11 protein-coding genes and 1 pseudogene are annotated in these 12906 nt (G+C 44.3%); 4 read left to right on the top strand and 8 right to left on the bottom strand.

The genetic code is table 11. From position 1 onward, the window contains the following. Window positions 1–106: 106 nt before the first annotated feature. The 3 genes from SPM24T3_RS02775 to SPM24T3_RS02765 all read right to left on the bottom strand — a co-directional run bounded on the left by SPM24T3_RS02775 (window position 107) and on the right by SPM24T3_RS02765 (window position 3155). Window positions 107–1033, bottom strand: a complete 927-nt coding sequence (locus SPM24T3_RS02775; protein WP_009635171.1) for a hypothetical protein — start codon at window positions 1031–1033, stop codon at window positions 107–109. Window positions 1034–1253: 220 nt separating this feature from the next. Further along, window positions 1254–2447 carry an MFS transporter gene (locus SPM24T3_RS02770; protein ID WP_009635170.1) on the bottom strand — a complete coding sequence of 398 codons (1194 nt, stop codon included), beginning with the start codon at window positions 2445–2447 and terminating at the stop codon, window positions 1254–1256. Between the two features lie 3 nt (window positions 2448–2450). Continuing rightward, window positions 2451–3155, bottom strand: a complete 705-nt coding sequence (locus SPM24T3_RS02765; protein WP_009635169.1) for a type 1 glutamine amidotransferase domain-containing protein — start codon at window positions 3153–3155, stop codon at window positions 2451–2453. Between the two features lie 142 nt (window positions 3156–3297). Between SPM24T3_RS02765 and SPM24T3_RS02760 the strand changes: the two genes are divergently transcribed. After that, on the top strand, window positions 3298–4215 hold the full coding sequence (locus tag SPM24T3_RS02760) for a LysR family transcriptional regulator (RefSeq protein ID WP_009635168.1): 918 nt from the start codon (window positions 3298–3300) through the stop codon (window positions 4213–4215). 439 nt (window positions 4216–4654) lie between these two features. After that, window positions 4655–5557 (top strand): LysR family transcriptional regulator, encoded by a 903-nt coding sequence (locus SPM24T3_RS02755; RefSeq protein WP_009635167.1) that lies wholly within the window; start codon window positions 4655–4657, stop codon window positions 5555–5557. Between the two features lie 38 nt (window positions 5558–5595). Here SPM24T3_RS02755 and SPM24T3_RS02750 read toward each other — a convergent pair whose 3' ends face one another. The 5 genes from SPM24T3_RS02750 to SPM24T3_RS02730 all read right to left on the bottom strand — a co-directional run bounded on the left by SPM24T3_RS02750 (window position 5596) and on the right by SPM24T3_RS02730 (window position 9828). Further along, the gene (locus tag SPM24T3_RS02750; RefSeq protein ID WP_009635166.1) at window positions 5596–6477 is read right to left on the bottom strand and encodes a polysaccharide deacetylase; all 882 of its coding nucleotides are present in this window, start codon (window positions 6475–6477) and stop codon (window positions 5596–5598) included. 43 nt (window positions 6478–6520) lie between these two features. After that, the gene (locus SPM24T3_RS02745; RefSeq protein ID WP_009635165.1) at window positions 6521–7252 is read right to left on the bottom strand and encodes a hypothetical protein; all 732 of its coding nucleotides are present in this window, start codon (window positions 7250–7252) and stop codon (window positions 6521–6523) included. Between the two features lie 4 nt (window positions 7253–7256). Beyond that, window positions 7257–7832 (bottom strand): DJ-1/PfpI family protein, encoded by a 576-nt coding sequence (locus tag SPM24T3_RS02740; protein ID WP_009635164.1) that lies wholly within the window; start codon window positions 7830–7832, stop codon window positions 7257–7259. 21 nt (window positions 7833–7853) lie between these two features. Beyond that, window positions 7854–8573: a cupin domain-containing protein gene (locus SPM24T3_RS02735; RefSeq protein WP_009635163.1), complete on the bottom strand. Its 720-nt coding sequence runs from the start codon at window positions 8571–8573 to the stop codon at window positions 7854–7856. 223 nt (window positions 8574–8796) lie between these two features. Further along, window positions 8797–9828: an IS630 family transposase gene (locus SPM24T3_RS02730; protein ID WP_009635162.1), complete on the bottom strand. Its 1032-nt coding sequence runs from the start codon at window positions 9826–9828 to the stop codon at window positions 8797–8799. Window positions 9829–10546: 718 nt separating this feature from the next. Here SPM24T3_RS02730 and SPM24T3_RS02725 point away from each other — a divergent pair. Further along, a pseudogene (locus SPM24T3_RS02725) lies at window positions 10547–10953 on the top strand (IS1 family transposase); the annotation flags it as partial. Between the two features lie 84 nt (window positions 10954–11037). Next, entirely contained in the window at window positions 11038–12645 is a 1608-nt protein-coding gene (locus tag SPM24T3_RS02720; RefSeq protein ID WP_009635160.1) for an ISL3 family transposase, read from the top strand. Window positions 12646–12906: the final 261 nt, after the last annotated feature.

Genomic DNA, 12906 nt, shown 5'->3' with positions numbered 1-12906 from the left:
GGAGATAACACGACAACACAAAGTCGTGGTGTGGCGAAAGTTGATGAGCCCGTATTACGGAAAATACAATCCTTAATACGGACCTTCATAGCTAAGGGACATCATCTTACTTTTGTGTTGGTATGGAAGGGGGCGAGCCGCGCTCAAGCGCAGCCTTCAGCGTGTCGCCACTGAATCGATCGGTAATGCCTTCCTCAGATGCCCATTGTTCAAAAATGGACAATAGTTTATACGGTTGCATGATTAACGGACTGATAGTTTCATTATTTTTGCAGGCAAGCCAGAAGAGGCGTGATAGAGGGGTGGATATCCGAGTTGGAGACGGTTGAAGTATTTCTTTTTCGATCGGTTTGTTGATCAACTTATCAAGTTCACTTTTTCTGAGGACAAAGCAGGCATCACTCGGTAATTCATGCATAGGAAAATAATATTTATGCGAATCTTTCTTTGTAGCGTTTAGTATTATATCTTCGTAATCATCTGATGAAATATTTTTAGGTAGCCTTTTTACGTGCCGTTCGATTCTTTCATGCCATGTCATCTTTTCGAAAAGTTGAAACGTTTCCCCCAATAAACAAACGGTAATGCCATAATTATTCGACTTTGCTCCTGTTACAGGTGATGGTATCTTTAATGAATGTGCAAGTAAACGCTGTATTAGGACATATTCATAGCCGAGCAATGTTGTGTCAATGACTCTTTGTACAGGGTGGATATATCTTCCTTCAGTACTGAAAGTTAAATTGTTTTCGCTGACAAAGGAACTTTCGGCAAGCGTGAATGATTTCATCGTTGACGAACTTTTTATTGGTCTTAGCTTTAATTTATGATTTTGTGATTTAATTTTCCTCAATATTACTGGGGATTGAAAATATATTGAAAACAGAATTTTCCCTTGCAGAGCAAATCGATAAAAATCACTTTTTCTTATTTTACACCCATTCAATCCATTGAGAAGTCTTACCGCCTCCCTGATAGTTATCCAGTCTGGAATTCCATCTCTAATGTTTAGGCAAGTTGGATTGTCTGACATAATACATCTCCTTTCACACAATGATATTGCTGATGAATTTCGCTGTGTTTTTGAAAGATGTTTAAAATTCTGATTGATATGAAATAGAACAGAATGATTTAGGCTGATTTTATAAAATAAAAAATAACCTGTGTTTGGTTGTGACATTTTTCAAAGAGGTAAAATAAAATGGCTCAGTGATTTGGTGTTCACTGAGCCATTTTAAATGCTATGTGTACTATCAGGAGTAATCGGAGGTGGTGCGTCTTTTATTCGAATTTATTTGTAATAACATCCACAAAATACCAACGATTACAATTCCGCCTCCAACCCAGGTAGGGCTTGTAAGACCAGTAGAATCTAGTGCTACACCCCCCAATAGCGACCCTAATGCAATCCCTCCGTTAAAACCGGCAATATTCAGTCCTGCTGCCACAGCTGGAGCTTCAGGTGCATGTATGTGAGATAGCCCTATCACTCTTGCTTGCATTGAGGGGACCGCTGCGTATGTCAATGCTCCAAGCAACCCAATAAACAGTGCCATTAACATTAAGGATGAGACAGAGAACCACATAGCAAAGAGGACGATCGCCAGACCAATAAGAATTGTCATCACGGCACGGTCTGCACCTTGCTTGTCAGTCAGGCGACCACCCCAGACATTCCCGATAGCGGCCATCACGCCGTAGACCAACATAAGCAAACTACTCGTACGCTCGTCTACATGCGTTACATGAAGTAGAATCGGAGAAATATACGTATACAGGGCAAAAGATCCTGCATAAGCCAAAACTGTAATTCCTGCTCCCGCAAGCAGTAGCGGGTTGAACATGGCTTTTAAACCGTCCATGGCATTTGCTTGCAAGGAGGGATCATTTTGATCCGTGGGCATCAGCATTGCCAATCCAATGAAACCGATCGCTCCACTTGCCGTTACTGCCATGAATATAGACTGCCAACTCAACAAACTACCTATGTAGGTACCAAGTGGTACGCCTAATGCCAACGCAATTGTAAGACCGCCAAAAACGACCGAAACAGCGGCGCCAGCACGATGTCGCCCAGCCAGTTGGGTTGCCACACTTGAAGCAACAGCAAGAAACACTCCGTGCCCTAAACCGGAAGCAAATCGTGCAATCAACATAGGCGTTAGGGACTCGGACGCACTGACGATACCATTGCCAACTGTAAACAGGCCCATAGCAACAAGTAACAATCTTTTACGAGGCCATCGTGTTGCCAACGCAGTTAATCCCGGAGCACCAATTACGGCACCGAGGGCGTAGGCTGTCACCGCTGTACCTACATGACTGACACTGACGTTTAGAACAGCTGATATCCTGGAAACTAAGCCGATCGTGACAAATTCAGTGAATCCCAAAGCAAAAGCGCAGAGTGCAAAGACATATATAACAAAAGGCATGCGTTCTTTCATAACTCAGGCTCTTCTATTTTCAATAGAAGCCAACAAAGGCAGCATTGCCTCAGCGACTCCTTTTGCGGAAGCGGGATTCTGTCCGGTCACTAATCTCTCGCTGACAATCACCTGTGGCTGAAAATTTGCGGCTGCAAGATGCTCAGCACCTCTTTGCTTCAGCGTGTCTTCAAGTAAGAATGGAACAATGTCGTACAACCCTACAGCACGTTCTTCATCGTTGGTAAAAGCTGACACCTTTTTGCCCGCAACCAGATATTCATTATCGGAAAGCCGGATATTCACCAATCCGGCGGGGCCGTGACAAACCGCAGCGACAACGCCACCCTTTTCATAAATTCGTGATGAAACACCCGCCAACTCTATATTGTCAGGGAGATCCCACATCGTCGCATGCCCTCCTGCATAGAAGACGGCGTCATAGACGTCAGGATCAATCTGCGAGGGTTTTAATGTGGTTTTAGTTGCCTCGCGTAAGGAATCATTATTCCAAAAGGAGGCGTTAACCGGATCGCTGAGGTCTAAACCGTCAACATGTGTCTTGCCCCCCTTGGGACTCACAAAATCAATTTCATATCCTTCTTTTTTGAGTACATAGTAGGGGTGAGACACCTCAGAAAGATAGAAACCACTGGGTGCGGCATCTTTACTCTCGGCTTGACCTTTACGGTCATGGCTGGTCAATACAAACAGGATGCGTTTAGGCATTTTAACTTCCTCTATATTGGGGGACTTAAAGCTAAATTCTTCTGATTGCATGCTACATAACAGACTTGTCATATTGAGTCTTATTGTGGAACAATCCATTTATCCTTTAAATAGACCTAAACGGACAAACACTTACCCCAAAATGAACAAAATAAACTTGAGAAATGACGACCTTGAAGTGTTTTTACACGTCGTCGACAGAAACAATTTCTCTGCCGCAGCACGAGACCTACAGATACTCCCCAAGATGGTGAGCAAGCAGATAGCCAGGCTGGAAACTGCACTTGGCACTACACTTTTTGAAAGAAACACCCGTAATCTACGTATTACAGACGAGGGCAGAGCTATAGCTGAGAGGGCTCGCGTAGCGTTGGCCGTTCTGGATGAGATGAAGGAACTTTCTCGAGGGGATAGTGAGGAGTTAAGCGGAAATATTCGTTTGACTGCGCCCGCACCGTTTGGCCGAAAATATGTTGCTCCTGCGATCGCTGCATTCTGCCAAGTACATCCGAGGGTGGGCTTTGATTTAAGGTTATCTGACCAAATCCAGGATCTTTACAGTGGTGATTTCGATCTGGCTATTCGTATGGGGGATCTGGCTGATTCTCGTCTTTTGGCCAGAAAAATAGCAAATAATAGACGTATTCTCATCGCATCGTCCGAATATCTGAAGAATCATCTACCCATTGAGCGACCAGAAGATCTTTTAAATCACAACTGCTTAGTGTTCGCTTACCCGGGTTTTTTACACAATTCATGGACGTTACGTAAAGCCGGTCATGAAAGAAGCATCAGCGTTACTGGCAACCTTATCAGTGACAACGGAGACGTATTGCATGCATGGAGTTTGGCGGGGCTTGGCATATCTCTTCGAGAAACTTGGGATATTCATGATGAATTGAGAGCTGGGAAACTTTGCCGAGTTCTGCCTGATTGGGAAGCAAACACATCTCAGATCAGTGTTGTCCGGGCGCGGCGAGAACCAATACCCCGTAGGCTAAGTGTATTTATCGATTTCATGACTGAAAAATGGAAACGGGCACCATGGGATGATGATTAATTTTCCGGAAAGTAGTCCGAACCAGCCTGTCAGAAGCTAACCGCTCCCTTGACCAACGGAATTTGTGATAACTCTATTTGAGTTTAGGTTGTCAACGTTAATAGATAAAAATATAATAATTGTTTAGCCGACTTAAAGGTTGAGCTAAAGGTTGAGCAACTATACCCAACCCCTGAGTAAGAAATAGGAGATAATGCGCCAATCCAAAGCTCATTTTATGCTTGAACCCTTAATGCAAACTAGATATAACACACATAAAAGATAAATATATCAATGTGTTATTCTGTCATATGCTATCCTTTCCTTATAAGATTCTATAATTGTTAAAATAAGTTAATATATGTAGAATCATTAACGTAACATGTTTATAACATAATACTGTGCAGGCTTTCGATTTTTTGTCGTAATCGGTGAGCTTAAAGCTCTTAAGGGTCGCAGTATGAGCTATCTGGTTCAGTTACGAAGTTTTGTTGAAGTATACAAAGCTGGTTCGATTTCAAAAGCGGCAGTGCGGTTGGGCATAAGCCAGCCTGCAATATCTGCCCACATTCATTCAATTGAGGCCTTTACCGGGTGTATTCTATTTACTCGTCGCTCACATGGTGTGGTGGCGACAGTGGATGGGGAAGAATTGGCGAGATTGGTGGCTTCTGATTTAGAAATGATTGAACTGAAGTTGTCGACGCTTAGATCACGCAAAAGAAAGTCCTCGGGGACAGTATCTTTCATCGGGCCAGCAGAATTAATGTGGTCAAAATTACCGTACTTGGTGAAAACACTATTCAATGAAGGTATTAAATTTAAAGTATTGACCGGGAATAGGAAGCGCATATACAGCTGTCTTCTGGACGGAAGTTGTCAACTGGGTTTCACAACTTCTATGCCAGATAAACAAAAATTTGGATATGCTGAAATTGGAATGGAAAAGTTAATAGTTGTGGTAGCGTCACTCATAGCAGACAACTTCAAAGAAAATGAGGACGTGATTGACGTGCTGTCGAAGCTACCTCTAATAGCTTACGATGAACAGTTGCCACTGATAAGAGAGGTTTTCCAGGATTCTTCGCGATTTCTTGCACTGCTTCGTCCGTCTATTACTGTACCGGATTTGCGGATTTTAGAAAAAATGATCCGAGAAAATATTGGTTGGACTGTGATGCCTGAGTATTTATGCGCCCAAAGTATAGCAGGAGGTCAGATCGTTGAAGTCAATGTCCACGAGAGACTTCCCGTAAATTCAATCTATCTGGTATGGGTTGATAGCTCATTACGTAACCCGCTCGTTTCAGGGATAAGAGATAGAATTCTTGACCTGTCAAAGAATAGTGGATTTATGGTTTGAGATACATAAAAAAGGCAGCCTTATCGGCTGCCGTGTCATTATTTTATCCGTGGGGATCGTTTGGCAAAGTCATCTGCAATGTCATTCAATTTAAGGAATTTCACCCCTGGATGACCAAGCATATGAGTTAAGAGGCGTTCGAGCATCATTAATACGTGCGGGCGACCAGATACGTCTGGGTGAATCGTAAAAGTAAAGATCGCATATTCATGCTCACGGTAGACCCAATCGAATTGATCCCTCCACAACTGTTCGATGTCCCTGGGATTCATGAAACCTTGGCTGTTGGATTTTGTTTTCATGAACATGAAAGGAGGAATATCGTCGATTGTCCAACTAGCGGGTAATTCAATGAGGTCCGTCTCTTCTCCGCGTACCAGCGGTTTCATCCATTCGGTAGGTGTTTTGGAATAATCTATCTTGGTCCAAGAATCACCTTTCCTGACATAATAAGGCTGATGATCATGATGCATTAACGAATGGTCATATTTGATGCCATTTTCTAATAGAAGATCTGTTGTTAGAGGAGAAAATTCCCACCATGGAGCGACATAACCAGTTGGTCTCTTCCCTGTTAATTTTGTGACCATGTCAATGCCTTTTAGAAGAACTTCTCTTTCTTGGTCAGGCGACATAGATATTGGGTTTTCATGACTGTAATTATGAACCCCTACCTCATGTCCAGCATTGACAACTGCTTCCATTTGCCGAGGAAAGGTCTCAATGGAATGACCAGGCATAAACCAGGTTGTGGGGATATCAAACTGGTCAAATAGATTCAGAAGACGTGGAGTGCCGACTTCGCCAGCGAACATACCGCGAGATATATCGCTTGGAGAATCCTCTCCCCCATAAGAGGATAGCCAGCCTGCGACGGCATCTACACCCACTCCAAAACCACATAGTATTTCTTTCGCCATGAGTTATTACTCCTCATACAGAAAAAATTGAAATAATATCGCGTTAAGAGGGTTTCTTGACTAATTTCAAGAGATCCTCGGTATCTAATTCATTAACTCCTTTTTGAAGGGCCATTAATTTATGCTCAGGGATGTTGTATCCCCAATTAGCCCAAAATGATTGAATGCCATGATCTAATGCATCAATAACATTTTGGATATTGTCATCAATAAATATAATCTCCTCGTTTTTATCGAAGGCTATTGATTTTAGCAAGGTGAGAGTCTTGTTTTTGTCGGTCATCCTCCCATAAATTTTATTCGCGGGTATGTTTAAACCATATTTACTTAGAATGAATGATATAGACTCCTCATCCTTTCCTGACACAATATAGATATCATTAGTTGTTTCAAATAAATTTGAAACAACTAATAGCGGACGGTGTAGTTCAGCCCAAAAACTAGGGTAGATACTTCTTGCCAGCTTCCTATACTGGATGAACTTATCCCTGAATATTTCCTTATCTTCAGTTGGAATTGATTCATATATGGCAGTGAATTTGTCATTATCTATAGCTTCATTACCAAATTCATTGAATGAGGCAATAAAATGACCGTCATGACGTACAAAATTCCTTAATTTCCTGAACTGTTTAGCCATCAGGCTTGGTATTTTTTGAAGTACATCTTGGTTAAAATCACTGAGAGGTCTGTCATGTAATACATTCCATGTAATTAGCATGCATTCGTCTACTCCATCAACCACGACCCCGTCGAAATCCATTGCTATTAACATCGAATTATACCACCAGCGGTTCTTTAAGAGTTTCGCCGCGCTTCCATCTATCTATTGCATCGAATGTCTGACGCATAAATTTTCCACATTCGGCATAATAGGAGCAAGTTATGATATTCCCGTCGACAACTACATCTGCTTCAATTACATTGGCGCCGGAATTAATCATATCGTCTTTCAGACCAACATAAGCGCAGGTGAGTTTGTCTCTTAGAATACCGGCAGAAATCATAATCCAGGGGCCATGGCAGAGCCCAGCCACAACTTTCCCCTGTGTTACCATCTGCTTTAGAAAATTTTTAACTCTCTGATCTTGACGAACTCTATCAGGCGCTTCATGACCGCCAGTGAGAATAACAGCATCAAAATCAGTTGCGTTGAGTTGATCGAAATTAATATTGTCTTTGGATCTTTTATCCATAGGAACAGTAATACCATATTTCCCCGTCACTGCGCCTCCATCTTTTGTTGCTATAGATATATCGTATCCTTCTTCTTTAGAACGATAGTACGTATAAACTACATCGTGATCCTGAAAACCCGGACCAGTGATTATCACTACTCGTGTCGGATTAGACATGTTATTTTCCTTCTTATTGCGTTACGGGACATTAATTAAAAATACATTCTGACCACAGTACATTTCTGAAATGGCATCTTTAGCTCGTAGGATATGAATCTTTCCCATTAGATGGCTCTTTACATCTAATGAAATAAAAATAAAATCATCCTCGTCATTCAACATTTTCCTATCAAGGTTTTTGACGGAAAAGTATGCTAATTTGTGCAGATCATGTTCTCTGATCAATGTGCCTGCAGCTATCTGCTGCAAAGGAGATAAAAGATCATGTTCCTGTGATTTCTTTTCATATGCCATATTTTGCCGGCCATAATTATCTTTAAGTCTGAGTAAGTCGAATTTGTTTCTTGGATTTTCAACTTCAACTAATTCGATGCCTGATTTTCCCGAAATAGTCTGATGGAATACACCTTTTGCAATATATATACTGTCGCCAGATTTTAATGCCTGATGTGTACCATCAAGAAATCTGGTCTCGCCATCACCATGAAGGCATATAAGGACGGTGTCTTTCAGTATATGACAATGCATTGAAGTGGATTGATTCTTTGATATATGAAGGCGCCATACGTCAAAAATAGAATCACAATAAACTCTATACTCATATCCCCATGGTTTTTCTATGAATCCATTGAGATGTAAGTCTTTCTCAAATGACTCACCATTATTTGAAGTTGAAAGTAGGATTTTGTTTATTTCAAGCAAGTCATATACATTTGGAGTCCGGTTGTGGATTTCCATATGGTCGCTCCCCCGCTAATCGAATTGCTGAATGTTGATTTCACTTCGCTCAATCGTTCTGTGATTTCAGTCTATATCGATTATTTAGTGCGAGAGAAATAACTTTTATGATGATTACCTATATTGTTTCTTTTGATCAGTCCTTTTTGCTCAATAATTAATGAAAAATATGCTTCTTTACTTGGGTACTGTTGAAGATGCTAAATAACTGCTCCTAATACCGCTACACTTTAGCCAGCCCATGTTTCCCACCGGGGAATGGGCTCACGGTATCCATAAAGTGACGAACCTTTTTCAACAGTTGCCACATTGAACGGCACTGGTGATTTCGGGTTATTGTCTCATGAAGCGCCTGCCACAACCGTTCGGCATGATTGACCCACGGCGAGTAAACCGGCTGATAAATTACCCTGAACTTCGGGTTTGCTTTCAGCCAGCGTAACGTTTCACGGCTTTTGTGGATGATGTAGTTATCCACAATGAGCGTAATCGTTTTTGCCCGCCGGTATGTCGCCTTCAGATTTTTTAACAGTCTGATAAATAAGGACGAACCTTTACTGTTTCCACCAACGTAGCTGACTTTTCCTGTACCGCTGTGCAGCGCACCGGCAAGATAGTACTTTTCATTCTGGCCCGGCGTGACAACGCGCCTTTGCTGCCCACGTAGCTGCCAGTCTGCGCCAATTTTGGGATTGAGGTGAATATCCACTTCATCTTCGTAAAACACGGGATTTTCCGCACTGCATTTCGCCAGTGCTTCATGGATAGCGACCATTTTTTCTTCTTTGTGTGGGTCACGGATACGCAGTGTCGGTGCGGCTCTCCGCCATACCAGTCCGGCAGCAGGCAACCATCGCCGGATGGTTGAAGCATGTAGCGGACAACCGGTGACATCACGGATTTTTATCGCCAGCAGTTCGGTACTCCAGCGGGAACGCTGATAACCGAAATCGCCGGGAGAATGCTTAACAAGCTCACTCAGCAATGCGCAAATATGTTCGAACGGCCAGCGTCTCCCACGTCCTGACGGTAATGACTTCAGGCCTTCAGCACCAGACAGCGTGAACCAGTTAATCCAGCGACCAATCGATGAGCGGGCACAGCAGAGCGTTCTGGCAACATGACTGACGGTGTCACCACGATGCAGCATCAGCATAGCGGTGAGCCGGCGGGCTTGGTTTTTGTCCTTTGTTTTATGGATAGTTTTCTGCATCAGGCGTCGTTCAGTTCTGGGTATTGGTGCTATGATCGGCATTGCTCAGTCCGGCTGGTGATTTGGGATATTCAGCGATTGATCAGATCGCATAAACCGGACTGAGTTCCCCCTGAGTGATCTACTATTCCGAGCAGTTATTTAGATTCTATGCCGTCAGCAGGTCATAGCTCACAAGCGATTAAGATGCTTAGCAAGATGCCGAACTCGGACGTCAGCACGATACAGCTCATGATATATGTATTCGATGTTTACCAGAGGCCGCTTTATGTGATCCGGTAGGGACAGGGACAGGGACAGGGTACAGGTCAGTAAACCAGCCTGTCTCCATCAGTAGCATGCATGCCGAACCTGGGGACATTGTGGAGGTCGATACCAGCGGCGTGGTGATTGTCCTATGCGCAAAAGCTGAAGATTGTCGATAGAGTCTCTCATGAGATCGAGAAAACGAAGTCGCGGATGAGTGCATTGGACAATGAAGGTAGCAGAGCGAATACGGAAAACCTGACGCGCCTTTTATGCCAGCTCAATGCTAGGTGTTTAAAGGATTTTCCTGGGGGGGTAGTATGTTCTGGGCAATAACTTAAGTATGCCATCACGTTGATGCCGGACGTCAGCCAGAGAAACATCGGAATAAGCGCTCAAGGCACCGGAGCATGAAAAGCAAGAAGCCCGTTTACTAGACGTGCTTCTGAAATTTGGTCAAGTATTCAAAGTGTTGATTGTACTGTAAGATCACCCTTTTGACAGAGTCTATCGAATGGCAAAAGTTGATGTGAAGTGCCCATTTTGTGAACAGACTGGACCCGTTAAAAAACACGGTCTGGGAAAAGCCGGTCATCAGCGTTTTCGGTGTCAAATGTGCTGCCGAACTTTCCAGCTCGATTACGCTTATCGCGCTTGTCACCCGGGTATGAAAGAGCAAATCCTTGACCTTGCTATGAACAACTCAGGTATCCGCGATACCGCACGGGCGCTGCATATCAGTATCAATGCTGTTGTGCGCACCTTAAAAAACTCTCGCCGCGATGTGTAACTACGCTGCCACTGGACAACCTGCAAATCCAGCTCATCTGCGAAGTTGATGAAATGTGGTCATTTGTAGGCAACAAGAAGCAGCAGCGCTGGTTGTGGTATGCATGGGAACCCCGTCTCAAACGAATTGTGGGTCTTCCGTAACTTGGGTGGAAGAAAATAAATGAAACTTATTAGTTAACAAGGATCTAAGTTGTTTTAAGTTAGCGACAACAAATGACGTCACTTCAGGCTCTGTTACAGTTGCCGCGCGGATGGCTGGTCTTCCAACAAATCACTAGCCCACTCGGGGTGAGTATCAATCTCCGGGCTACCCGGAAATCAGCCAATTGCCCTGAATGCCTGAAGCGCAGTAGTTCCGTACATAGTTGCCGACGGCGGCGTATACAGCATCTTCCGTGCTCAGGACAAACGCTTTATCTAACTTTTGCTGTCCGCCATTGGTACTGCCGTAACCCGGCGTGCTCGCGTAAAATCTTCACTGAATCTCTGGTCCCTTTCGCTGGTTCTAAGCAGCAATCCTCAGAGGCTCTGCAGAATTTACAGCATCAACTGGGGCTAATCGCCGGTGGCGAGGCCGGGAAGCGGGCCGCAACAGCCACCGGTATCCAAACCAGCGCTGATACTCTGTTGCGCAGAGTGGTTCAGGCGTCTGAACCAGTACAAGCTGTAACCCCGCATGTAGGGATCGATGAGTGGGCATGGCATCGTGGTCATCGATATGGCACGTTGATCGTCAATCTTGATACTCATCGCCCTCTGGTACTTCTTCCAGGACGCGAACAACGTGCCTTGGCGGCCTGGTTCAGAAAATATCCGGAAATACAGGTTGTCTCACGCGATCGCGGTGGCATCTATGCGATGGCCGCACGTGATGGTGCTCCGCAGGCCAGGCAGGTCGCCGATCGTTGGCACCTCCTGAAGAATATTGGTGACGCATTGGAACGGATGATGTACCGGCATATGCCACTGATACGACTGGTTGCCACTGAACTGTCGCCCAAAAAGAATGATCCTGAAGTTCAATCAGCAACCTCACCAGTACTTCTCCTTCCGGAACGGATCAAGCAGCAAAGACGTGAAAAGCGGCATGAACGTTGGGTGGAAGTGAGCTCACTCCATAAAAATGGGCGAGGGATCAGGGAAATATCTCGTATCACCGGGTTATCGCGGGTGACTGTTCGCCGATGGATACAGTCGGTTACGTTCCCTGAGATGTCAACCAGGCCACCGAAGGCGAGCCTTCTTGACTCATGGCGCGTCTGGTTGGAACAACAATGGGAAAATGGTAACCATAATGCCAGCCAGATATGGCGGGAAATGGTGACTATGGGCTTCACCGGCAGTGAAACAACAGTCAGAGATGCCATTACCAAATGGCGGAAGGGGGGGACAGATCCGATCATTGCTTCAGTCCGTCTTCCCTCAGCCTCAAGGGTCAGCCGCTGGTTGATGCCCTGGAGAATAATCAGAGGGGAAGAAAACTACGCATCACGGTTCATCGGGTTGATGTGCGAAAAAGAGCCTCAGCTGAAAATGGCACAGCAGCTGGCACTCGACTTTTACAGAATGCTGAAAACGAAAAATAAAACACTGTTAAACCCGTGGTTCATCAATGTAAGCGAAAGCGGGCTTATTGATCTGCAACGGGTTGCTGCAGGAATGGAATCTGATGCAGCCGCAACAGTTGAAGCTATCTGTTCCAGGTGGAGTAACGGAGTTGTTGAGGGGCATGTAAACCGACTGAAGATGTTGAAACGCCAAATGTATGGTCGTGCCGGGTTCGAGTTGCTGAGACGGCGAGTAATGAGTCCTCTTGCATGATCAGATCCACCCAAGTTGCGGAAGACCCATTTTACATCGGTAGCGACAGATACTCAAAATCAGTAGAAATGCATGACAAAATTATCGGTACATTCATCGAGCGTGAGTATTACCTACAATGACTAAATCTACACATTGAATACGTGACCCAAATGATACTTCGTGTATTCCACTGCCTGCACTCGCGTAAACGCCATTAAAGCCGATTGAATTCAGGTCCGTTTTTCGCTCATAACTGACCTAATCCGTTTCCGTGGATAG

Origin of the sequence: Serratia sp. M24T3 (assembly GCF_000257645.1) — a bacterium.
Lineage (GTDB): Bacteria > Pseudomonadota > Gammaproteobacteria > Enterobacterales > Enterobacteriaceae > Rouxiella.
Note: the sequence above shows the minus strand (reverse complement) of the source record. Positions and strands in the feature narration are given on the sequence as shown.